This window comes from Pontibacterium sp., assembly GCF_964228735.1.
GTDB lineage: Bacteria > Pseudomonadota > Gammaproteobacteria > Pseudomonadales > Balneatricaceae > Pontibacterium.
Genome location: NZ_CAXRBQ010000070.1, coordinates 15,368 through 39,019, shown reverse-complemented (window position 1 = coordinate 39,019; position 23,652 = coordinate 15,368). Strand labels below are relative to the sequence as shown.

At 55.8% G+C, this 23,652-nt stretch carries 22 protein-coding genes; 4 read left to right on the top strand and 18 right to left on the bottom strand.

Translation table 11 applies throughout. The features are described 5' to 3' along the window. Positions 1-332: 332 nt before the first annotated feature. The 9 genes from fusA to moaA all read right to left on the bottom strand — a co-directional run bounded on the left by fusA (position 333) and on the right by moaA (position 9,813). Positions 333-2,423: an elongation factor G gene (gene fusA, locus ACEQ15_RS07380; protein ID WP_370278474.1), complete on the bottom strand. Its 2,091-nt coding sequence runs from the start codon at positions 2,421-2,423 to the stop codon at positions 333-335. Positions 2,424-2,640: 217 nt separating this feature from the next. Continuing rightward, positions 2,641-3,939, bottom strand: coding sequence for an NCS2 family permease (locus tag ACEQ15_RS07375; RefSeq protein ID WP_370278473.1), 1,299 nt, complete (start codon positions 3,937-3,939; stop codon positions 2,641-2,643). A 212-nt stretch (positions 3,940-4,151) separates the two neighbouring features. Next, on the bottom strand, positions 4,152-4,889 hold the full coding sequence (locus tag ACEQ15_RS07370; RefSeq protein WP_370278472.1) for a lysophospholipid acyltransferase family protein: 738 nt from the start codon (positions 4,887-4,889) through the stop codon (positions 4,152-4,154). A 3-nt stretch (positions 4,890-4,892) separates the two neighbouring features. Further along, entirely contained in the window at positions 4,893-5,147 is a 255-nt protein-coding gene (gene moaD, locus ACEQ15_RS07365; protein ID WP_370278471.1) for a molybdopterin converting factor subunit 1, read from the bottom strand. A 1-nt stretch (position 5,148) separates the two neighbouring features. After that, a complete protein-coding gene (moaC, locus tag ACEQ15_RS07360; protein WP_370278470.1) occupies positions 5,149-5,631 on the bottom strand; it encodes a cyclic pyranopterin monophosphate synthase MoaC in 483 nt (160 codons plus the stop codon). Between the two features lie 15 nt (positions 5,632-5,646). Next, complete coding sequence (locus tag ACEQ15_RS07355) at positions 5,647-6,765, bottom strand: 1-acyl-sn-glycerol-3-phosphate acyltransferase (protein WP_370278469.1); 1,119 nt, start codon at positions 6,763-6,765, stop codon at positions 5,647-5,649. A gap of 124 nt (positions 6,766-6,889) precedes the next feature. Continuing rightward, complete coding sequence (gene glp, locus ACEQ15_RS07350; RefSeq protein WP_370278468.1) at positions 6,890-8,107, bottom strand: gephyrin-like molybdotransferase Glp; 1,218 nt, start codon at positions 8,105-8,107, stop codon at positions 6,890-6,892. Positions 8,108-8,143: 36 nt separating this feature from the next. Then, positions 8,144-8,683 carry a molybdenum cofactor biosynthesis protein B gene (moaB, locus tag ACEQ15_RS07345; RefSeq protein ID WP_370278467.1) on the bottom strand — a complete coding sequence of 180 codons (540 nt, stop codon included), beginning with the start codon at positions 8,681-8,683 and terminating at the stop codon, positions 8,144-8,146. A 119-nt stretch (positions 8,684-8,802) separates the two neighbouring features. Further along, positions 8,803-9,813 carry a GTP 3',8-cyclase MoaA gene (moaA, locus tag ACEQ15_RS07340; protein ID WP_370278466.1) on the bottom strand — a complete coding sequence of 337 codons (1,011 nt, stop codon included), beginning with the start codon at positions 9,811-9,813 and terminating at the stop codon, positions 8,803-8,805. 123 nt (positions 9,814-9,936) lie between these two features. Between moaA and ACEQ15_RS07335 the strand changes: the two genes are divergently transcribed. Further along, a complete protein-coding gene (locus ACEQ15_RS07335) occupies positions 9,937-10,326 on the top strand; it encodes a SirB2 family protein (protein ID WP_370278465.1) in 390 nt (129 codons plus the stop codon). A 6-nt stretch (positions 10,327-10,332) separates the two neighbouring features. Here the strand turns inward: ACEQ15_RS07335 and rfbD are convergent, their stop codons facing one another. From rfbD to ACEQ15_RS07305, 6 genes are all read right to left on the bottom strand, one after another. After that, positions 10,333-11,262 (bottom strand): dTDP-4-dehydrorhamnose reductase, encoded by a 930-nt coding sequence (rfbD, locus tag ACEQ15_RS07330; protein WP_370278464.1) that lies wholly within the window; start codon positions 11,260-11,262, stop codon positions 10,333-10,335. 181 nt (positions 11,263-11,443) lie between these two features. Then, positions 11,444-11,659, bottom strand: a complete 216-nt coding sequence (locus ACEQ15_RS07325) for a formate dehydrogenase subunit delta (protein ID WP_282353559.1) — start codon at positions 11,657-11,659, stop codon at positions 11,444-11,446. Between the two features lie 22 nt (positions 11,660-11,681). Then, entirely contained in the window at positions 11,682-12,533 is an 852-nt protein-coding gene (gene fdhD / locus ACEQ15_RS07320; protein ID WP_370278463.1) for a formate dehydrogenase accessory sulfurtransferase FdhD, read from the bottom strand. Positions 12,534-12,536: 3 nt separating this feature from the next. Then, positions 12,537-15,419 (bottom strand): formate dehydrogenase subunit alpha, encoded by a 2,883-nt coding sequence (gene fdhF, locus ACEQ15_RS07315; protein ID WP_370278462.1) that lies wholly within the window; start codon positions 15,417-15,419, stop codon positions 12,537-12,539. Beyond that, the gene (locus tag ACEQ15_RS07310; protein WP_370278461.1) at positions 15,419-16,996 is read right to left on the bottom strand and encodes a formate dehydrogenase beta subunit; all 1,578 of its coding nucleotides are present in this window, start codon (positions 16,994-16,996) and stop codon (positions 15,419-15,421) included. The genes fdhF and ACEQ15_RS07310 overlap by 1 nt, the downstream gene beginning before the upstream one ends. Next, on the bottom strand, positions 16,996-17,493 hold the full coding sequence (locus tag ACEQ15_RS07305; protein WP_370278460.1) for a formate dehydrogenase subunit gamma: 498 nt from the start codon (positions 17,491-17,493) through the stop codon (positions 16,996-16,998). Before ACEQ15_RS07305 ends, ACEQ15_RS07310 begins: the two co-directional genes overlap by 1 nt. Before the next feature lie 137 nt (positions 17,494-17,630). On the opposite strand from ACEQ15_RS07305, the gene ACEQ15_RS07300 reads away from it, so the two are divergent. Further along, positions 17,631-18,692 carry a substrate-binding domain-containing protein gene (locus ACEQ15_RS07300; RefSeq protein WP_370278459.1) on the top strand — a complete coding sequence of 354 codons (1,062 nt, stop codon included), beginning with the start codon at positions 17,631-17,633 and terminating at the stop codon, positions 18,690-18,692. Positions 18,693-18,925: 233 nt separating this feature from the next. Here ACEQ15_RS07300 and ACEQ15_RS07295 read toward each other — a convergent pair whose 3' ends face one another. Both ACEQ15_RS07295 and ACEQ15_RS07290 read right to left on the bottom strand, forming a co-directional pair. Continuing rightward, entirely contained in the window at positions 18,926-19,153 is a 228-nt protein-coding gene (locus ACEQ15_RS07295) for a hypothetical protein (RefSeq protein WP_370278458.1), read from the bottom strand. Beyond that, the gene (locus tag ACEQ15_RS07290; protein ID WP_370278457.1) at positions 19,150-19,350 is read right to left on the bottom strand and encodes a hypothetical protein; all 201 of its coding nucleotides are present in this window, start codon (positions 19,348-19,350) and stop codon (positions 19,150-19,152) included. The genes ACEQ15_RS07295 and ACEQ15_RS07290 overlap by 4 nt, the downstream gene beginning before the upstream one ends. 164 nt (positions 19,351-19,514) lie before the next feature. Between ACEQ15_RS07290 and ACEQ15_RS07285 the strand changes: the two genes are divergently transcribed. Continuing rightward, positions 19,515-19,961, top strand: coding sequence for a MarR family winged helix-turn-helix transcriptional regulator (locus ACEQ15_RS07285; protein ID WP_370278456.1), 447 nt, complete (start codon positions 19,515-19,517; stop codon positions 19,959-19,961). Positions 19,962-20,016: 55 nt separating this feature from the next. On the opposite strand, the gene ssb is transcribed toward ACEQ15_RS07285, so the two are convergent. Beyond that, positions 20,017-20,595 (bottom strand): single-stranded DNA-binding protein, encoded by a 579-nt coding sequence (gene ssb / locus ACEQ15_RS07280; protein ID WP_370278455.1) that lies wholly within the window; start codon positions 20,593-20,595, stop codon positions 20,017-20,019. A gap of 223 nt (positions 20,596-20,818) precedes the next feature. Between ssb and uvrA the strand changes: the two genes are divergently transcribed. Continuing rightward, positions 20,819-23,641 (top strand): excinuclease ABC subunit UvrA, encoded by a 2,823-nt coding sequence (gene uvrA, locus ACEQ15_RS07275; protein WP_370278454.1) that lies wholly within the window; start codon positions 20,819-20,821, stop codon positions 23,639-23,641. The last annotated feature ends 11 nt before the right edge of the window (positions 23,642-23,652 follow it).

The window sequence follows — 23,652 nt, the reverse complement described above, 5'->3', positions numbered from 1 at the left end:
CTAAGAGGCTCTGACGGGCAACAAAAGGCATTAAAAATTAGATAAAAATGCATAATATTAGATAAAAGCCTTACAGGCCTCGTTCTATAAGGCTTTTCTAAGTTTTCTATCTAATTTTTAGTTAGATGTATTTTTTTTGTGCCTGTGATTCAGGGCCCAACTCTCGATAAAGACTGTAGCAGCCCGCTCCGAGGGCGACATTTCCAGAATATAACAGCAGCCCGCTGCTGCTACAAGCGCAACCCCCGAGCTCAATCGCGAATTACAGACAAAATAAAACCCCGATGACTTACGTCACCGGGGTTTCTTAAGAAGCGTCAGATTAAGTCAGATTACTTAGCTGCTTTCTTCTCTTTTTCTTTCGCGATCACTTCCTCAGCAACGTTTGCCGGGCAAGGCATGTAGTGGGAGAACTCCATGGAGAACTGACCACGACCGGAAGTGATAGTACGCAGGTGACCGATGTAACCGAACATCTCAGACAGAGGAACGTCTGCCTTGATGCGAACGCCGGTAGTACCCGCTTCCTGATCCTTGATCATGCCGCGACGACGGTTCAGATCACCGATTACGTCACCCACGTTATCTTCTGGGGTGAACACGTCAACCTTCATGATTGGTTCCAGCAGCTGTGCACCCGCCTTAGGCATTGACTGGCGGAACGCACCTTTTGCAGCGATCTCGAACGCTACTGCAGAGGAGTCAACCGCGTGGTAACCGCCGTCGAACAGCTCGATTTCAACGTCCAGTACAGGGAAGCCGGCCAGAACACCTTCTTCCATCATACCAGCGAAACCTTTTTCGATTGCTGGCCAGAATTCCTTAGGAACGTTACCACCCACAACAGTGGAGGAGAACTTAAAGCCAGTACCAGGCTCAGCAGGCTTCATGCGGTAGTCGATCTTACCGAACTGACCTGAACCACCAGACTGCTTTTTGTGGGTGTAGCTGTCTTCGATCGCCTGAGTGATGGTTTCACGGTAAGCAACCTGTGGCTGACCTACTTCCAGCTCAACGCCGTAAGTACGCTTCAGGATGTCTACTTTAATATCCAGATGCAGCTCACCCATACCTTTTAGGATGGTCTCACCGGAATCTTCATCAGTCTCAACCTGGAAAGATGGGTCTTCTGCAACCATCTTACCGATCGCGATACCCATTTTCTCAACAGAACCTTTGTCCTTAGGAGATACAGCAATGGAGATTACTGGCTCAGGGAAGATCATTGGCTCCAGAGTACAAGGGTGCTTCGGATCACACAGAGTGTGACCAGTCTGAACGTTCTTCATACCTACAACTGCGATGATGTCACCAGCCTGAGCGGTAGTCAGCTCGGTACGGTCATCCGCGTGCATCTCAACCATACGGCCGATACGCTCGGTTTTGCCAGTGAAGGAGTTCAGGATGGTATCACCCTTATTCAGAACACCTGAGTAGATACGGATAAAGGTCAGGGCACCGAAACGGTCATCCATGATCTTGAATGCCAGTGCGCGCAGTGGCTCATCAGCAGATACGGTAGCAACTTCACCAGTCGGCTCACCCGTTTCGCCATCAGTCAGAGGCTGAGCGTCAACTTCGGTTGGAGACGGCAGGTAGTCAACAACTGCGTCCAGAACCAGCTGAACACCTTTGTTTTTGAATGCAGAACCACAGTAAGTTGGGAAGAAGTCCAGCTTACGAGTACCTTCACGGATGCAACGCTTGATGTCTTCCATGGATGGCTCTTCGCCGTCTTCCAGGTATGCCATCATCAGGTCTTCGTCCTGCTCCAGAGCAGTTTCGATCAGCTCTTCACGGTACGCAGCAGCGTCATCAACCATATCCGCTGGGATATCGGTGATTTCGTAGTTCTCTGGCAGACCAGTGTCATCCCATACGTAGGCTTTCTGAGACAGTACGTCTACAACACCAACAAACTCGTCTTCAGTACCGATTGGCAGGGTCATAACCAGTGGGTTAGCGCCCAGTACTTTCTTCACCTGACCTACAACGCGGTAGAAGTCTGCACCCAGACGGTCCAGCTTGTTTACGAAGATCAGACGAGCTACTTCGGATTCGTTCGCGTAGCGCCAGTTAGTCTCGGACTGAGGCTCTACACCACCGGAACCACAGAATACACCTACACCACCATCCAGTACTTTCAGGGAACGGTATACTTCAACGGTGAAGTCAACGTGCCCCGGAGTATCGATGATGTTCATGCGGTGATCTTTCCAGAAACAGGTAGTCGCTGCGGACTGGATGGTAATACCACGCTCCGCTTCCTGCTCCATGAAGTCAGTAGTAGCCGCACCGTCGTGTACCTCACCGGTCTTGTGGATCTTACCGGTCAGTTTCAGGATACGTTCAGTAGTAGTCGTTTTGCCCGCGTCAACGTGGGCGAAAATACCAATATTACGGTAATGGGATAAATCTGCCATTTCATCTCTCGATATTTGGGGGCGTATTTTGCGCGAAAGGATACAGGAATTTGCTCCATAAGTGGAGTCATTCAGTATGAAAAACGAGCATTTTTCGTACACTTCGAATAAGTTCTTGTCATCTAAGAACTTATATCCTGCACGATCCAATGCCCGTTTCGCGTCGCCGTAGTCACTTCGCCCCGGCAGGGAGCTTACCTCCCTCCGGGGCTGCTATTTAAATAAATGCGTGGTATGCAATCAGCGCAGCGGCCAGAACAACCATCAGCGGATGGATATCCCTGGCTTTACCGGTGAAGGTGTGGATCAGCACGTAGGAGATCACACCCAGGGTAATACCGTGCGCAATGGAGTAGGTGAACGGCATCGCAATGATTGTCAGGAATGCCGGTACGCCGTCTTCCAGTTTGCTCCAGTCCATTTCACGGGCAGCAGACATCATCATCGCACCCACTACGATCAGCGCCGGCGCAGTCGCCAGTGCTGGAACGGCAGTGAACAGCGGTGTGAAGAACAGCGCCAGCAGGAACAGAGCAGCCACCACAACAGCGGTAAGACCGGTGCGACCACCCTCTTCGATACCGGTTGCGGACTCGATGTAGGTGGTTACGGTGCTGGTACCCAACAGGGAACCGGCAGTGGTACCGGTCGCGTCTGCCATAAAGGCACGATCCGCACCTGGCAGCTCACCCTTGCTGTTCAGGAAGCCACCCAGACGACCCACACCCATCAGGGTACCGGCAGTGTCAAAGATGTCTACGAACAGGAACGCAATCACAACAGTGATCAGGGTCGCGTTAAAGATCTGGCTGAAATCCAGCGCCATGAAAGTTTCTTCCGGCAGGCTTGGCATCGCTACGATGCTTTCCGGCATTGGCGACAGGCCGGTGAACCAGGCGATCAGAGTCAGGCTGACGATACCGATCAGGATCGCACCCTTAACCTGCTTCACCACCAGCGATGCGGTCAGGACGATGCCTGCCAGCGCCAGCAGTACTGCCGGGTCATGCAGGTTACCCAGAGTTACCAGCGTTGCCGGGTGATCGACGGTCAGGTTCGCGCCCTGGAAACCGATAATTGCCAGGAACAGACCGATACCGGTCATGGTCGCAATCTTAATGCAGTGCGGGATGGCGTTGATCAGCTTGGTACGCACACCGGTCATCGCCAGCGCCATAAAGATCAGACCCTCGATGAACACCGCCACCAGCGCAATCTGCCAGTCGACACCCATGCCCTTGACGACACCGAAGGTGAAGTAGGCGTTCAGGCCCATGCCCGGCGCAAGCGCGAACGGGAAGTTCGCGAAGATACCCATGATCAGGGTGGCAATCGCCGCCGCCAGAGCGGTCGCAATCGCTACATCGTTCGCCGGCATTCCGGCCAGAGCCAGGATCTGCGGGTTTATGAACAGGATGTAGGACATGGTCAGGAACGTGGTGAAACCCGCCCGGATCTCGGTCTGGATATCACTACCGCGTTCTGAAATCTTGAAGTAAGTATTCAGCGCATTCATTCAGTCAGTACCGTGTTTTGGTCTGCATGGATTTTGAAGGCGGCAAGCCTATCAGGCTTTGCCCCTAATAACATCTGTTTATGTCAATAGATCGATCGTCTGAACGCCGATAATTGACTTGTTATGGTAGTTCACATAAGCGATAAAGAAAGTACCAACAAAAAAGGGCCAACCCTCTGGTCAGCCCCTTTTCACTGTTCAGCAATAAGGCGTTATGCCACGTTCATCTTCTTCATCTCTTCCAGCAACCAGCCGGCAGAGTCTTCGTGGACCTCATCAACACTGCGCTCGTGGGTATCCACCACCGGGCCAACCTTCACGGTCACGGTGCCCGGGTACTTCACGTAGCTCTTACCCGGCCAGTAGATACCCGCATCGTGCGCAATAGGAATGATCGGCACACCCGCACTGGCCGCCAGCATGGCGCCACCTTTATTGAACTTACCGGTTTTGCCGACAGGTACGCGGGTACCCTGCGGGAAGATCAGTACCGGAATTTCCTCTTCCAGGCGCTCTTTACCCTGCTGCAACAACTGTTTCAGCGCACCACGGCGCTTGCTACGATCCAGCGCAATCGGCTTCAGCAGTCCCAATGCCCAACCAAAGAATGGGATCTTCAGCAGTTCTTGCTTCAACACACAGCTCTGCGGACGCACCAGCGTCTGAAAATACAGCGTTTCCCATTCACTGGAGTGGTTGGAAACCACCACGTAACTGCCGTCTTTTGGCAACTTCTCGGCCCCTTCCACCTTGACCTTCACACCACAACACACACGCAGCCAGAAGATATAGAAGAAGTTGATGCCGGTGATCAGCTTAAAACGGGCACGGAATGGCAGAAACGGCGCGATCAGCAAACACATGCTGGAATAGACGATCGTCACCAGATAAAAGCCGATGTAGTAGAGAGTCGCCCGTATATACAACAGCGGGGAAGCTTGCTGTGACATCCATTAACCTCCTGTTACAGGTGGGAAGAACGCCACCTCGTCACCATCAACTACCGGGTGGTCTACTTCAACCATCTCCTGGTTGACCGCTACCAGCACATTCGCCGCCTGCAAGGTCTCCGCCCACACCGCATCACGATCCGCCACCAGGTGAGCGGTCAGCTCACCGACATTGGTTACGGCTTCCGGCAAATTCATCTGCTCACGATCCTGGCCCAGCTTCTCGCGGAAGCTGGCGAAATACACCAGAGTAATCATCTTATTTGTCTCCTGCCTGCCAGTGGCCACTCTTGCCACCTTTTTTCTCCAGCAGTTTTACTTCGCTGATCACCATGCCTTTATCCACCGCCTTGCACATGTCGTAGATGGTCAGTGCAGCCACAGATGCCGCAGTCAGCGCTTCCATCTCCACACCGGTCTGGCCTGCCAGCTTGCAGGTGGCGGAGATCTGTACGCTGTTGCGCTCAGCATTCGGTTGCAGATCTACAGTTACTTTACTCAGCATCAGCGGATGGCAGAGCGGAATCAGGTCGCTGGTGCGTTTTGCGGCCTGGATACCGGCAATACGCGCCACTGCCAGCACATCCCCTTTCTTGTGGCCACCTTCGGTGATCAACTGCAGGGTTTCCGGGGTCATCAGGACCTCGGCGCAGGCAGTCGCTTCGCGGCTGGTTACCGCCTTTTCGGACACATCCACCATGTTGGCGTTGCCCTGTTCATCCAAGTGCGTCAAACGGCTCATGGGGTCTCCCGGGCGTTAGCCCTTCACCTTGTCCTGGTTGGTTACCGGGTTGGCGTACATAGCACGCAGAATATCGCGTGCGCCGCCTTCCACCGATTCCAATCGGGCATTAAATTCGGCCTGCTCTTCCGCACTGATGTCGTCGCCACGACCGGCAGCGATCAGGTTGGAGCTGTGCAGGTGATAGTTTTTCAGGATCTGGCGGTCGATCTCTTCCGCCAGCGCTTCCGGCGTCTCAAATTCGCCGCGCATCACCTCACCAAAGGCTACGTGCACGCGGCCTTTATTGCCGGTGATCCCTTTTACAATACTTTCGATATCTTCGAACTGGCCTTTCTCGTACTCACCTTCCTGCGCTAGTGCATTCAGCTCGTTCGCCTTCAGCGCATCACACGGGTCATACTCGTAAGAGATGGAAACCGGCACAATGTTCAACCGCTCCATCGCTTCGCTGAAGCTGCGCTTCGCCTTGCGGTGAGACATGTAGAACATCTTCAGGATCGCCGGATCGGTCTGGTCGTTGCCGTCTTTAGCACGCCCTTCGCGCTGAGCGATCCAGATTGACTGGCCGTCCTGTACGATACTGTGGTCGATGTACTGGGACAGCTGGGTCAGTGCCTTCATCACCTCGCGCGGCGCAGTGGCCGAGCGGTTGACGATAAAGCTTTTGTTGAGGCGCATCAGGTCCGATACATGCGGCTTGCGCAGCAGGTTGTCACCGATGGCGATACGTACCGTATCCATACCAAACTGATGACGCACCCAGTTAACAAACGCAGGGTCCATGGCAATATCGCGATGGTTGGAGATAAAGAGGTAGGACTCCTCCGGATCAAGCTCATCGATACCGGACACCGTCAGCTTGGTGGTGGTACGGGCAATCATCTTCTCCATGTATTTGGCCACCAGCATCTGGAACTCGGCGATGCTGTTCACCTCACCCACTTCACGCGCCAGGGCAATACGCACCATCGGCTTCAGCGCCCAGCCGAAGAACTTGGAGGCATTCGGGAACTGGTAGCCGGTAATCGCGCTGATCAGCTCATCGTTGTACAGCAGCCGGTTAAGCACCTCCGCTACTTCCTGATCCTTGTATGGACGAATCTCGCGAAACGGATCCTGCTGATCTGCCATTAGCCCCTCTGTTTTATTGCCATATATTGGAAAAAGGCGCCTATTTTACCGTTTTAAGCGGCAACTTACAGCGTGGAAATATCAAGCCGCGACACGGATCAATTTCTCCGCATCGCGACAGGACTTATGAGAGGAGTTCAGAGAACGGGATAAAGCCGATCAGATCGCCTTCCGCCACCTGGATATCCGGTGCAATGACCGCTAATCCGTTCGCCCAGCTGGCAGAAGAGAGCATACCTGAACTCTGGTTGGCAAACGGCTCGATCCGGCCGTTTTCAAACCGTGCCCGCAGGTACTCCTGGCGTACGATGGCACGGGAGCGGGTAAAGCCCGCGGGTGCCTGCAGCATCATAGGCGCCTCCACATTTGCGCCCTGCTGCTTGAGCAGGCATGGACGGGCCAGCAGACAGAAAGTGATCAGGCTGGAAGCCGGATTGCCCGGCAGACCAAAGAATGGCACGCCCTGTACCTGACCATAGGCCAGCGGTTTGCCCGGCTTGATCTTGATCCGCCACAGATCGAGGCGCCCCAGCTTTTCGACAACCGCTTTGACGTGATCCTCTTCGCCCACAGAGACACCGCCGGTGCTGACAATCACATCCGCCTGGGCCGCCGCTTCACGCAGGGCGCGCTCGGTATCTTCGGCAGTATCCTGCACCCGTCCCAGGTCCACCAGCTGCATACCCAGTTTCTCCAGCAGGCCTGCCAGTACAAAGCGGTTGGAGTTGTAGATCTGCCCCGCCGCCAGCGGTTCGCCCGGCTCAACCAGTTCATCCCCGGTACAGAGCAGCGCCACGCGCAGCGGCTTGTAAACTTTAACCTCAGCCAGCCCCGTCGAGGCCAGCACACCCAGATCCGCCGGTTGCAGACGCGTCCCTTGCGCCAGGGTTGCCGCACCCTGCTCGATGTCCTGCCCCTTGGGACGGATGTTCGCTTGCGGTTTTACACCCGCAGGGAACACCACGTTATCGCCTTCGATGCGTGTCTGCTCCTGCATCACCACCGCATCGGCACCCGCCGGAATCTCTGCCCCCGTAAAAATACGGGCGCAGCTGCCCGGCTGCAACGTCCCCGGGGCCTGACCGGCAGGGATACGCGCGCTAATTGGCAAAGCGGTTTCCTGTTCAGCATCCAGATCGGCAATACACACGGCGTAACCGTCCATACTGCTGTTGTCGGCCGGTGGCACATCCACTGCCGCAACCGGAGATTCTGCCAGGACACGGCCCACCGCAGCCTCAACCGCTACGGACTCGACGCCAGCGGTTACAGTCGCCTTGTCAAGCAGGCGCGCTAACGCCTCGTCGATCGGCATCAACCCCGGATTATCACAACTGCTCATCGCTACGCTCCTTCTTCCTTCGGGCAACCCGATACCTTAAACCGCGCTGTTTGCGCTATGTTTCAGGATCATCTCGACGAAATTACACGGGCGGAAACGGTTGTCCAACTGATCCTTGATCACCTTCTCCCAACCAGTACGGCAGGCACCGGTGGAGCCCGGCAGACAGAAGATTACAGTACCGTTGGCCAGACCACCGATTGCGCGGGACTGGATAGTAGAGGTACCGATCTCGCTGAAAGAAACCTGACGGAACAGCTCACCAAACCCTTCAATTTCTTTATCGAACAGCGGTTTCATCGCTTCCGGGGTGGAGTCACGGTTGGCAAAGCCTGTACCGCCGGTGGAGATGATCACCTGCACCTTGGGATCGGCGATCCACTGGGAGGTCACGGCACGCATCTGGTACACATCGTCTTTAACAATCGTTTTCTCAACCAGGCTATGCCCTGCCGCCTGCAGACACTCCACCAGCGCCAGACCGGATTTGTCGGTGGCTTCATCGCGGGTATCGGATACCGTCAGAACGGCAATATTAAGCGGGATAAACTCTGCCTGTGCGGATGCATGGCCCATGGTTGAAACTCCTGAATCTGTTACACGTTGGCTGGCGCGCCCGGCTTGTCAGGGCGGCGCCGAATCTGAGAATGGCACCACTGTATCACAACAGCGGTGAGGGAGAAGGCTGACGCCGGTCAGCCCCCGGTCATGTTCATAAAGCGTATTATCTGCGGTTCATCTTCTTCCAGATCAAACCAGTGACGTTCCGGTTTCAGACTCATGGAATCGATAATGGTCTGGCGCAGCAGTTCCTGATCCCCCGGATTGGCGCGCATGATCTTGCGCAGATCCACCGAGTGTTCGTTGCCCAGACAGAGCAGCAAACGACCTTCGACGGTGACACGCACACGGTTACATTCACTGCAGAAGTTGTGGCTGTGGGGCGAGATAAAACCAATGCGACTTTCGCTGTCAGCCATGCGGAAGTACCGGGATGGACCGGCGGTACGTTCGGTGGTCGCCATCAGCGGATAACGCTGTTCGATAATCTGCTGCACTTCATCGCTGGAGCAGTAGGCTTCAGCCCGGTCGTGCTCGGTGATACCACCCAACGGCATCTCTTCGATAAAGCTCACATCCAGCTGTTTATTGCGCGCGTAATCGACCAGGTCTAGCACCTCATCGTCGTTGCGGCCTTTCATCACCACAGCGTTCAGCTTGATCTTATCAAAGCCTGCTTCACGGGCAGCATCGATACCGGTCAGTACCTGGTCCAGACGGTCACTACGCGTCATACGCTGGAAACGGTCCCGGCGCAGGCTGTCGAGGCTGATATTCAGGCGCGAGACACCGGCATCACGCAGATCACCGGCCATGTGTCCCAGCTGGGAGCCGTTGGTGGTAATTACCAACTCCACTGGCAGCTTACCAATCGCACGCACCAGACCCATCACACCGCGACGTACCAGTGGCTCACCGCCGGTGAGGCGGATCTTTTTCACACCCAGTTCGACAAAGGACTCGGCGACGTTGTAGATCTCCTCCAGCGTTAATACCTGCTGTTTGGGCAGAAACTGCATGTTTTCACTCATGCAGTACACGCAACGGAAATCACAGCGGTCGGTCACCGACAGCCGCACGTAATCAACCCGGCGGCCAAAGTCATCAATCAACGCTTGTTTTTGTTGTTCGGACTGAGTACTCATAACTAACCAATATCAATGAACAGGCTCTTATCCAACTTTACGATCAAAACCTGTGTAAACTTTATTCGCTCATCCTAGCACAGCAGATTTAGCTATAACCTTATACCTTTTGGATATTCCAAAATGAGCTACCTGGCGATTAAACATATCCATGTCACGGCTGTAGTCCTGAGCCTGACCTTCTTCCTGTTCCGTGGCTGGTGCATGCTGCAGAAACCGCGTTTGCTCAACAAACGCTGGATGCGCATTGGTCCGGATAGCATCGACACTGTACTGCTGGTGAGTGCCGGTCTGCTGGCGTATAAACTGCAGCAGTATCCTTTTGTGGACAGCTGGCTGACGGCAAAAGTTCTCGGCCTGCTGTTATATATCGTCCTGGGCAGTATCGCCCTGCGCCGGGGACGGACCCGGGCCATTCGTATTCTTGCCCTCGCCGGGGCTATGCTGACCGCCGCCTACATTGTTGCGGTCGCCATTGCACACCATCCACAACCCTGGACGGTGTTACTGTAACTAATATTAGCTTTCCACCGCCTGCTTGCGCAGGTTGTAGTGGAAACGAATCACTTCCGACAGGTCACTGCGCCATGGACGCTGATGAATGCCAAAGGTGTTCAACAGCTTCTTGCACTCCAGCACCGATGAACCGGGGCGCTGCACCTCATTTGAAAACTGACTGGCACTGACCGCCGTCAGTTTTTCCATCGCCAGCTCTTCATAGCCCATTGCCAGCGATATGATCTCTTTGCAGAAGCTGTAGCGGTTGCTCACTTCACCACCACAGTAGTGGTAGGTTCCCCAGGCTTCTGCACCGTTGTGAATCTGTTTCAACATCGCCAGTACCACCCGAGCCACATCAGACGCGGCGGTTGGACAGCCGATACGGTCGTTTACCGCACGGATCTCCAGCTGGGTACGTGCCCCCTCCAGCGTACGGGTCACGAAGTTATTGCCGGTTTCGCTGAACACCCAACTGACACGTAGAATAATGTGTTGCGGCAGCACCTGGCGTAGCGCTTCTTCACCCAACCACTTGCTGTCACCGTAGACGCCTAGTGGGGAAACCTCGTCATCCTCGCGATATCCACTGTCGTAGTGGCCATCAAAGACGAAGTCACTGGAGATATGCACCATCGGGATTGACAGGTCACCGCAGGCACGGGCCAGCTTTTCCACACCGGCCGTATTGACCGCATAACAGCGCTCATGTTCGTGCTGTGCGGCATCCACACCGTTGTATCCGGCGCAGTTGATTACGTAGTCCGGCAGATAGAGATCCAGCTTTTCGTGGATCTGCTCCTCCGAGGTGATATCCAGCTCCTTCGGACCCAATCCCACCACGGAATAAAAGCTATCGTCTTCGCTCCCCTGCACAATAGAGGAGCCCACCTGGCCGGTTGCACCGGTCACCAGGATCTTTACCGGTTTTGTGTAATCTTCGAATGTCATACCAGGCGAAAAACCCATCCTTCAGAACGTCAACGAGAGTTGTGGCCACCTACCACAAAGCGGATTCTGAGCAGCACCTCTGCGTGAATTCAGAACCCGCGTTCTTTCGATAATAGAGTTTTATCGTTTGCTGTAAAGCAAAAGCGTTTCGCACTGGCGAAAATAGACACCCTTTACTTTCTTAAAGTTGCTGTACGGCCTGCTTCACCACAGGGTGCAATTCTTCGCCGCCAGCCTGCAGATACTCGCGAATCTGCTCTTTCATCGAGCGCGCCCAGAAGCGGCTCAGGTGGCTGCTGACGACCTGCGCAACTGCGGTATCGTCGCCCACATGGCGGTTGTTGTCCGCAATCTGATTGGCCATTCGGATCAGGCTGGCTAACTGATGGCTGCCCATAGTCCGGTATTCCTCCAAAATCTTATTCTTCGATCGCGCGGTGATACACCACGTGACGGCCGGGACGGGCGAAGCCAATTAAGTTTAACCCCGCTTCCCGCGCCTGTTTTAGTGCCAGTGCAGTGGGTGCCGATACGGCCACCAGCGTTGCCGCCCCACACCGGCTGCTTTTATAAACCATTTCGTAGCTGGCCCGACTGGATACCAGCACAAAGCCCTGCGACAGATCCACGTCACTGCGGCGCAGATGCCCCAGCAGTTTATCCAGGGCGTTATGCCGCCCTACGTCCTCGCGCAACTGCAGGATGTTGCCGTGCGGGTCACACCAGGCGGCGCCGTGGAAGGCACCGGTCATTGCCTGCAGCGGCTGGTTCGCCACCAGGGTTGCCACCGCCCGCTCGACGGCCGCGCCATCCACCAGTGGTTGCGGCGCAACCGGGGAGACCGGGCGCACAGCTTCCTGCAGAGACTCGGTGCCGCATAAACCACAGCCGGTTCGACCGGTGAGGTTGCGACGGCGACGCTTCAGCTCCATCTGACGCTGGGCGGCGATGGTCAGGTTGACCGCCACGCCCTGCTCCAGATTTGCCGGATCGTAGTCGAGGCTGATGTCGTAGATCTCACCGACCTGCGCAACGATCCCTTCACTCAGGCTGAACCCTACCGCAAAGTCTTCCAGATCCAGCGGCGAAGCCATCATCACCACATGGGAAATACCGTTGTAGACCAAAGCTACCGGCACCTCCTGGGCGATCAGGTCTTCCGCCAGCTCAGCCTCGCCGGGATGGCAGCGCTGTACAGGTACGGCACAGACGCTGTCTTCACGACAAGGATGTTTGCTGTCAGCCATATGCGGTTTTAGTCGGGCAGCCATGACTTACACCCGGCTCCGGGATTTACGGTCGCGGCCTTCGGCCCGTGCCTGTGCCAGCGCCGCTTTCTGCTGCTCGTTAAAGTCGTGGTAGCGCTGCTGCCATTCGGATGGCTGGGTTACCTTCACCGCCTGCACGGCGGTAACCTTGTACTCCGGACAGTTGGTTGCCCAGTCGGAGTTATCGGTGGTCACCACGTTGGCACCACTGCCCGGATGGTGGAAGGTGGTGTAGATCACACCCGGCTGCATACGGTCAGACACTTTGGCACGCATCACGGTTTCACCGGCACGGCTGGCAATACCCACCCAGTCACCGTCCACAATGCCACGATCTTCAGCATCCTGTGGATGCAGCTCCAGCACATCCTCATCGTGCCACGCCTGGTTGTCCGTACGGCGGGTCTGCGCCCCCACGTTGTACTGGGACAGAATACGGCCGGTGGTCAGCAACAGCGGATACTTACGGGTTGAGCGTTCTTCGGTCGCCACGTACTCGGTAATCGCGAAGTGACCTTTGCCAATCGGGAAACTCTCCAGATGCATGATCGGCGTACCTTCCGGTGCCTCATCGTTACATGGCCACTGGATGCTGCCCAGCTCTTCCAGGCGATCGTAGCTCACGCCGGTGAAGGTTGGGGTCAGGCTGGCGATCTCGTCCATGATCTCGGACGGGTGCGCGTAGTTCATCTCGTAGCCCAGCGCATTGGACAGCGCCTGGGTCACTTCCCAATCCTGCTTACCGGCCAGCGGTGGCATCACCTTGCGTACGCGATTGATACGACGCTCGGCGTTGGTAAAGGTACCGTCTTTCTCCAGGAAGGACGCACCCGGCAGGAAGACATGGGCAAACTTCGCCGTTTCATTGAGGAAGATATCCTGCACCACCAGACATTCCAGGGAACGCAGCGCCGCCTCCACATGGTTGGTGTTCGGGTCGGACTGGGCGATATCTTCACCCTGGCAGTACATACCCTTGTAGGTACCATCCAGTGCGGCATCAAACATGTTCGGAATACGCAGGCCCGGCTCGTTATCCAGGGTCACACCCCAGGCGGCTTCGAAACGGGCACGTACCGCGTCGTCAGCCACGTGCTGGTAACCCGGCAGTTCGTGCGGGAAGGAGCCCATATCACAGGAGCCCTGTACGTTGTTCTGGCCACGCAGCGGGTTCACACCTACACCTTCGCGACCGATGTTGCCGGTCGCCAGTGCCAGGTTAGCGATACCCATGACCATGCTGGAACCCTGGCTGTGCTCGGTTACACCCAGACCGTAGTAGATTGCAGCATTTTTCGCTTCAGCGTAGATACGCGCAGCACTGCGCAGTTCGTCTGCCGGGATACCGGTGATCGACTCGGTGTTCTCCGGAGAGTGACGCTCTTCGCTGATAAAGCTACGCCATGCCTGGTAGGCATTGTCCTCACAACGCTCGGCAATAAATGCGGTATCTTCCAGGCCTTCAGTGATCACCACGTGGGCCATCGCATTGATGAACGCCACGTTGCTACCCGGACGCAGTTTCAGGTGGTGCTGAGTCTCAACGTGCGGGCTCTTCACCAGATCGATACGACGCGGATCCGCCACGATCAGCTTGGCACCCTGACGCAGGCGTTTCTTCAACAGGGAACCAAATACCGGGTGGGCATCCGTTGGGTTCGCACCAATTACCATCACGGCATCGGCGTGCATCACGGAATCAAAGGTCTGCGTACCGGCAGACTCACCCAGGGTGGTTTTCAGACCGTAACCGGTTGGTGAGTGGCAGACACGGGCACAGGTATCGGTGTTGTTGTTACCGAAACCGGCACGGATCAGTTTCTGTACCAAGTAGGTCTCTTCGTTGGTACAACGGGAGGACGTGATACCACCGATACTTTCACGGCCGTATTTCTCCTGAATGCCGCGCAGCTTGTTGGCAGCAAAACTCAGTGCTTCATCCCAGGACACTTCCTGCCAAGGCTGGTCGATGGAGTCACGAATCATCGGCTTGGTGATACGGTCTTCGTGGGTGGCATAACCAAACGCGAAGCGCCCTTTCACACAGGAGTGACCGTGGTTCGCCTGACCGTCTTTGTAAGGCACCATGCGGATCACTTCTGAACCCTTCATCTCTGCCTTGAACTGGCAGCCCACACCACAGTAAGCACAGGTGGTCACCACACTGTGTTCCGGCTGACCCGCGTCGATGACGGATTTTTCCATCAGGGTGGAGGTCGGACACGCCTGGACACAGGCACCACAGGAAACACAGTCGGATTCCAGGAACGGCTGATCCTGACCCGCCGCGACCTTGGACTCAAAGCCACGGCCGTCGATGGTCAGGGCGAAGGTACCCTGCACCTCTTCACAGGCACGGACACAGCGGGAGCAGACGATACACTTGCTCGGATCGAAGGTGAAATACGGGTTGGATTCGTCTTTCTCGGCGTCCAGATGGTTATTGCCGGCGAAACCGTAACGCACCTCACGCAGGCCTACAGCACCGGCCATGTCCTGCAGCTCACAGTCACCGTTGCTCGGACAGGTCAGGCAGTCCAGCGGGTGGTCGGAGATGTACAGTTCCATGATGTTGCGACGCAGACGTGCCAGCTTGTCGGTCTGGGTGTTTACCTGCATACCCGCTTCCACCGGGGTGGTGCAGGATGCCGGGGTGCCACGACGACCTTCGATCTCTACCGCGCAGATACGGCAGGAACCAAACGCTTCCAGGTTATCGGAGGCACAGAGTTTCGGGATATTAATATCCGCTTCCGCCGCGGCACGCAGCACCGAGGTGCCTTCCGGAACGGTTACTTCCACACCGTCGATCTGCAGGGTCACCATGTTTTCCGACAGACTTGCCGGGGTACCGTAGTCCTTGTCCGGATCAAAATATTGCAAAGTCATCAGGCACCTCCTTCAGCAGTCTGAGGTTCAAAGTCTTCCGGGAAGTGCTTCACGGCACTCATCACCGGGAACGGCGTCATACCGCCCATCGCACAGAGGGAACCGTCGATCATGGTGTCACACAGGTCGGTCAGCAGCTCCATATTGGCTTCGCGGTTTTCGTTGTTGCGGATGCGATCGATCACCTCCACACCGCGGGTCGAACCGATTCGGCATGGGGTACATTTACCGCAGGATTCCGCTACGCAGAACTCCATGGAGAAACGCGCCTGGGCAGACATATCCACAGTATCGTCAAACACCACCACCCCACCGTGACCCAATACCGCCCCCACAGCGGAAAAAGCCTCGTAGTCCAGCGGGGTATCCCACTGACTTTCCGGCAGGTAGGCACCCAGTGGACCACCCACCTGTACCGCACGCGCCGGACGCCCGGAGAAGGTACCGGCACCAAAATCGTCCATCAGTTCACGCAGGGTCAGGCCAAACGCCAGTTCAATCAAACCACCCTGCTTGATGTTACCCGCCAGCTGGAATGGCAACGTACCCAGAGAACGGCCCATTCCGTAATCTGCGTATGCCTGCGGGCCTTTGTCCAGGATGTACGGAATCGCCGCCAGAGACAGTACGTTGTTCACTACGGTTGGCTGGCCAAACAGACCGACAATTGCCGGCAGCGGTGGTTTTGCACGCACCAAACCACGCTTGCCTTCCAGACTCTCCAGCAGGGAGGTTTCTTCACCACAAATGTAGGCTTCAGCCCCCAGGCGGACTTCCAGATCAAAACGTCGGCCGCTGCCAAGGATATCGTCGCCCAGGAAACCGGCCGCTTCTGCTTTGGCGATCGCTTCGTTCAGAATCTGGTGTGCCACCGGGTATTCGGAACGCAGGTAGATGTAACCCTGGGTTGCACCCACGGCGAGACCGGCGATGGTCATGCCTTCAATCAGCATGTACGGATCGGCTTCCATCACCATACGGTCGGCGAAAGTCCCTGAGTCACCTTCATCGGCGTTACAGACGATGTATTTCTGGCCACCTTCACCGTTAACAGCACCGGTTGGCACCGCATCCAGCACGGTCTGCCATTTGATGCCGGTTGGGAACGCCGCACCACCACGGCCACGCAGACCGGAGGCTTTCACCGCATCCACAATCGCCTGGGCATCCATCTGCAGAGCATTGCGCAGGCCTTTAAAGCCGTCGTGCTCTTGATAGTCATCCAGCGACACCGGATCAGTAATACCGGCACGGGCAAAGGTCAGGCGCTGCTGTTTTTTCAGGTATGGGATCTCTTCGGTCAGTCCCAGGCTCAGCGGGTGCCCCTGCTCGCCCTGCAACACACCCTGCTCCAGCAGGCTGTCGATATCGGATTTGGTTACCGGACCGTAAGCTACACGACCCGCCGGGGTCTCAACTTCCAGCATCGGCTCAAGCCAGAACAGACCACGGGAACCGTTACGCACGATCTCTACACTTTCACCACGCTGCTCAGCCGCCACGGCAAATTCACGAGCCACCTTGTCGGCTCCCAGCGCCAGCGATGTGGTATCACGCGGAATAAATACTTTAACCATCACTTCAACTCCACGGTCTGGGTGGTGAGCGCTTCAACCAGCTCGTCGAAACGCTCATTGCTGACGCGACCAACGATATCGTCATCCACACGTACGGAAGGTCCGCAGGCACAGTTGCCCAGGCAGTACACCTTCTCCAGGGTGATTTCGCGGTCAGACGTTGTTTGGTGGAAACCCACACCCAGTTTTTCCTGGGCATAACTCTCCAGCTCGCGGGAACCACGCGCCTGGCACGCCTCGGCAACGCAAACCTGCATCACGTGACGGCCTGGTGGGGTGGTACGGAAGTGGTGGTAGAAGCTGATTACACCGTGTACCTCAGCCCGTGACAGGTTCAGTTCAGCGGCGATCATAGCGACTGAGCTTTCAGGAATGTAACCCTCACTGTCCTGAATTCCGTGCAGGATCGGCAGCAGTGCACCGGGCTTGTCTTTCAGCTCGGCGATGATACCGACCACACGTTGCTCGCGCTGCTCATCGAAAGCGTGTGTAGTCATCTGTTCTGTTACTCGGCTCTTGTTTTTATATATGCATTAAATTACATATTTGAACATTATCTAAACGTGATAATGTCTGTTTTATGTTCTTAAAGTAGCACTCGTGCCAATCATTAAAAATATGAAATGTTGTTCATATGAAGAGAATACAAGTTGTACCCACCTGGTCCTTTCGTGACGGCAGCGGTAACCAGTTGAATCCCCAATTATTTTCCCTGCTGCGTGCGATCCACGAAGAGGGCAAGTTGACGGCGGCAACAAAAAAAGCAGGCATCTCCTACCGCCACGGTTGGAACTTGCTCAACACCTGGGCGGCGTTTTTTGGCGTACCGCTGGTTGAGTTGCAGAAAGGTCGTGGCGCCCAACTGACCGCCCTGGGTGAGAAACTGATTTGGGCCGAACAAAGGGTAGTAGCCCGCCTGGAGCCACAACTGGAAAGCCTGGCGTCGGACCTGAATATGGAGATCCACCGTGCCCTGGAGGGGGTCAGCCCACTGCTGCGTATTAATGCCAGCCACGGCTATGCGGTTGCCCTGCTGCCAGATTTTGCCGAAGGGATCCAGCTGGACCTGCAATACAAAAGCGCCGAAGAGGCACTGGCCTCCCTCGGCCGTGGCACCTGTGATATCGCTGGTTTTCACCTGCCAACCAGCGTGGTAAGCCCGAAACTGATCGAGAGTTACAGCCGCTACCTGAAACCACGGGTGCACAAGGTGATCCGCTTTATCACCCGTCGTCAGGGCCTGATGGTGAAGGCGGATAATCCCCATGAGATCACCGGCCTGGAAGACCTGACGAAAGAGGGCGTGCGCTTTATCAACCGCCAGAAAGAGTCCGGTACCCGCGTACTGCTGGATGAGATGTTGAAGCAACGGCAGATCAGCAGCCGCCAGATCGAGGGGTTCGAAAATGAGGAGTTTACCCATTCCGCTGTTGCCGCCTATGTAGCCTCCGGCATGGCAGATGCAGGCATGGGCGTGGAAGCGGCCGCGCGCCAGTTTGGCCTCGGCTTTATCCCGCTGGAAGAAGAGTACTATCTGCTGGTGTGTCACCACCGCAGTCTTGAACAGGCCGCCGTGGAGCAGCTGTTACGCATTATCCGCGGCCCGGCTTTCCATCAGGCAGTGATGCAGTTGCCAGGGTACAGCCCCGAATGCTGTGGTGAAGTGGTGTCCGTGGACGAGCTACTAACAAAGTAGCGATCTGACAGGAATAAAAAGGCTCATCGTCGAAGCGCGGGAAGTCCCAACATGTCGACTCTACATTGTCTCTTAACTGTTGGGCTTCGCGTTGCGAAGGCCAACCTACAACCGATTATTGGGCTTCCCACGCAACACATGGGGTGCAGACAAATAGGGTTCTGACAGGCATAAAAAAAGCGATCCCGAAGGATCGCTTAACCATGGCTACTTAGAAATAACCAAGCGGGAACTTAGTTGGAACCGAAGTACAGGTCCGCACCGTAGACTGGATCCAAGGCGTTGCCTGCTTTCAGGTTGCTGTTCTCGACCACGACCTGCTCCAGACCGTCGAAGTGGGACGCGCTGGCAAACTCAACACCGGTGCCGAAGTGGCTGATCTGGCTGGATTCAACCGCTGCAGATGCAGTGCCAGCGAAGATAGCGGAAGTCAGGGCGATTACAGTTGCGATGTTTTTCATGTGTGTATCCTCAATATAAAGCTGTCGATTTCGGTCTGTTCGTTAGGATCTGGATGGTTGATCATTCTCATCAGCCCACTGTCATCCACCTGTCTGGCCAGTTGATCACTTGGCTCGGTTGCGGCTTCCCCTGCCACCAGTGCGGTCATCACCGCACCGATCACTGCCAATTTGAAAAAGCCTGCGTTACTTACCATGACTAACCCGTGTTGCTGTTGAGATTAACCATCATCCTGATAGAATTTTACTTGTGGCTCGCTATTTACTTGCGCACAACCAACTTGCGAACCATAATAGCTAGCAACTTAGTTGCGCGCAAGCTAATTGACCGCTATTTAAAATAACAATTCAGGATAAGCTTATGAGCCAAATGAATAACGACGACACCCTCTGCCTGGAAAAGCAGAGCTGTTTCTCCCTCTACAGCGCCGCCAATGCGATGGTGCGCTCCTACCGTGCCGCCCTGTTGGAGCTGGACCTGACCTACCCCCAGTACCTGGCAATGATGGTGCTCTGGTCGGAAGACGGCCTCAGTGTGAAACGGATGGGCGAGCGGCTGCACATGGACTCAGGCACCACCACCCCGCTGCTGAAACGTCTGGAAGCTAAAGGCTTGTTGCAACGGGTACGCTGCAAACAGGATGAACGTTCCTGCCTGCTGCAACTGACCGATGAAGGCCTGGCATTGAAAGAGCGAACGCTGGAAGTGAAAAAGGCGATGGCGTGCAAAGCGCCTTTAACAGAGGACGAACTGGCACAGCTGAAAACCCTGTGTGACAAGCTGCGTGTACATCTGTGTGATCAGTGAATCGCAGACACAAAAAACCCCGCCAACGCGGGGTTTTTTGTGTCTGTACAGTGGATCAGAACGGGATATCGTCGTCGAAATCGTCGAAACCCTGAGCCGGCTGCTGTGGCGCAGGCTGAGACTGAGGTGCCTGCTGCGGCGCCTGTTGTGGAGCTTGCTGCTGGTAAGACTGCTGCGGCTGCTGTTGCTGGTAGTTCTGCTGCGGAGCCTGCTGCTGGTAACCGCCCTGCTGCTGAGGCTGCTGTTGCTGATAACCTCCGCCCTGACCCTGCTGCTGGTAACCACCACCGTCACCGCCACGGCCACCCAGCATCTGCATTTCGCTGGCTACGATCTCAGTGGTGTAACGGTCCTGGCCGTTGTTGTCCTGCCACTTACGGGTACGCAGGGAGCCTTCGATGTAGATCTGGGAGCCCTTGCGCAGGTACTCACCGGCAATTTCCGCCAGACGGTTGAAGAATACCACGCGGTGCCACTCAGTACGTTCCTGCTGCTGTCCGCTCTGCTTGTCTTTCCAGCTCTCGCTGGTCGCAATTGTAACGTTAGTCACTGCGCCGCCAGAGGGCATGTAACGAACCTCAGGATCGCCACCCAGGTTACCAACAAGAATTACTTTGTTAACTCCACGAGCCATGAAAATCTCCGGTTTAAATTCGTTTCTTAACGTCGTCCCTGACCGCCTCGCGCAGAGGCAAATAATGGGGGTAAGAATAACATGCTTGCAGCCATCCATTAACCCGCAGCAGAAATATTCATCCAGCACGACCTCAGTGTCGTAACCACAACACAATGTACATTTATTAGACCGGGCTAACTCTTTATAATTTGCCCTTTTGTTTGTTCCGGCCGGAGAGAACATGGACAAGATACTGGTTCGCGGTGCTCGTACCCACAACCTGAAAAATATCGACCTGGAGATCCCACGCGATCAGCTGATTGTGATCACCGGCCTGTCCGGTTCGGGCAAGTCATCACTGGCGTTTGACACCCTCTATGCGGAAGGTCAGCGTCGTTACGTGGAATCGCTTTCCACCTACGCCCGCCAGTTCCTGTCCATGATGGAAAAACCGGATGTGGACCATATCGAGGGCCTGTCACCGGCGATCTCGATCGAGCAGAAGTCCACTTCCCACAACCCGCGCTCCACCGTGGGCACCATCACTGAGATCTACGACTACCTGCGTCTGCTGTTTGCCCGTGCGGGTGAACCCCGCTGTCCGGACCATGATCTTCCGCTGGCCGCTCAGACTGTGAGCCAAATGGTGGATCAGGTACTGGAACTGCCGGAAGGCAGCAAGCTGATGTTGCTCGCGCCGGTGGTTCAGGGGCGTAAAGGCGAGCACCTACACACCATCAATGAGCTGCGCTCCAACGGTTTTGTCCGTGCCCGTATCAACGGCATTGTGGTCGATCTGGACAGCGCACCGGAGTTGGACAAGAACAAGAAGCACAATATCGAAGCGGTGGTTGACCGCTTCAAGGTCCGCGACGACCTGCAGATTCGCTTGGCAGAGTCCTTCGAGACAGCACTGAACCTGACTGACGGTATCGCCAAGATCGCCTGGATGGACGGCGAAGACGAGGATCTGATCTTCTCGGCGCGCTTTGCCTGTCCACACTGTGGTCACAGTATTCAGGAACTGGAACCGCGGATGTTCTCCTTCAACAACCCGCATGGTGCCTGTTCGGCCTGTGACGGCCTGGGGGTGAAGCAGTTCTTTGATCCGAATAAGGTGGTGCACGACAACAGCCTGACCCTGTCGGAAGGGGCTATCCGTGGCTGGGACCGTCGCAGCCTGTATTACTTCCAGCAACTGAAAGCCGTTGCTGCACACTTTGGCTTTGACCTGGATACAGCCTTCCGCGATCTGTCCAAGAAACACCAGCAGATCATCCTGCAGGGCAGCGGCAAGGAACCGGTACCGTTTAAGTACCTGAATGACCGGGGTGACATGATCAGCAAGTCCCACCCGTTTGAGGGGGTTCTGAACAACCTGGATCGCCGCTACCGCGAAACCGAATCAGAGATGGTACGCGAAGACCTGGCCAAATACCTGAACATCCAGCCGTGCCCATCCTGTGAGGGCAGCCGCCTGCGTCGCGACGCACGTCATGTGTTTATCGATGGCGTCACCCTGCCAAAGATTGTTAAGTTCCCGATCGGCGAGTGCTACCAGTACTTCGAGCAGCTGAAGCTTGAGGGCAAACAGGGCGAGATCGCCGAGAAGATCCTGAAAGAGATCCGTGAACGCCTCAGCTTCTTAGTGAACGTGGGCCTGGATTACCTCTCCCTAGAGCGTAACGCCGAAACCCTTTCTGGGGGTGAAGCACAGCGTATCCGTCTGGCCAGCCAGATTGGTGCCGGCCTGGTGGGTGTGATGTATATTCTGGACGAACCATCCATCGGCCTGCACCAGCGCGACAACGAACGCCTGCTCGGCACCCTGGAGCACCTGCGAGACCTGGGCAACACCGTGATCGTGGTGGAACACGACGAAGATGCGATCCGCATGGCAGACTACCTGGTGGATATCGGTCCGGGTGCTGGTGTGCACGGCGGCCAGATCGTTGCCCACGGTACCGCCAAAGAGGTGATGGAGTGCGAAGACTCGCTCACCGGTCAATACCTGTCCGGTGCCCGTCAGATCGAGGTACCTGCAGAGCGTCACCCAATCAACCTCGACAAGATGCTAACCCTGAAAGGCGCGACCGGTAACAACCTGAAGAATGTGACCCTTGAGGTACCCGTTGGCCTGTTTACCTGTATTACCGGTGTATCCGGCTCCGGTAAGTCCACACTGATCAACACCACCCTGTACCCGGTCGCAGCTACCGAGCTGAACCACGCCACCACACTGGATGCATCACCCCACGACAAGGTTGAAGGCCTGAAGCACTTCGACAAGGTGATTGATATCGACCAGAGCCCGATCGGGCGCACCCCCCGCTCCAACCCAGCAACCTACACCGGCATTTTCACCCCGGTACGTGAGCTGTTCGCCGGTACACAGGAAGCACGCTCCCGTGGTTACAAACCGGGCCGCTTCAGCTTTAACGTCAAGGGAGGACGCTGTGAAGCCTGTCAGGGTGACGGGGTGATCAAGGTCGAGATGCACTTCCTCCCGGATGTGTATGTGCCGTGTGATGTTTGTAAGGGCAAGCGCTACAACCGTGAAACGCTGGAGATCAAATACAAAGGCAAGAGTATCGATGAAGTACTGGATATGACCATCGAAGAAGGACGCGAATTCTTTGATGCAATACCCGCCCTGGCGCGACGCTTACAGACCCTGATGGATGTGGGCCTCAGCTATATCCGCCTCGGCCAGGCTGCAACCACTTTGTCTGGTGGTGAAGCACAGCGTGTGAAGCTAGCCAAAGAGCTGTCTAAACGTGACACCGGTAAAACACTCTATATTCTGGATGAACCGACCACCGGACTCCATTTCTACGACATTCAACAGCTGCTGACCGTCCTCAATCGCTTGCGCGACCACGGCAACACCATCGTGGTGATTGAACACAATCTGGACGTCATAAAGACAGCGGACTGGATTGTCGATCTTGGTCCTGAAGGCGGTATCAACGGCGGCGAGATTATCGCCACCGGTACACCGGAAGAGGTGGCTGCCTGTAGCCATTCCCACACCGGACGCTTCCTGAAGCCAATGCTGGGATAACGGTTATCCAC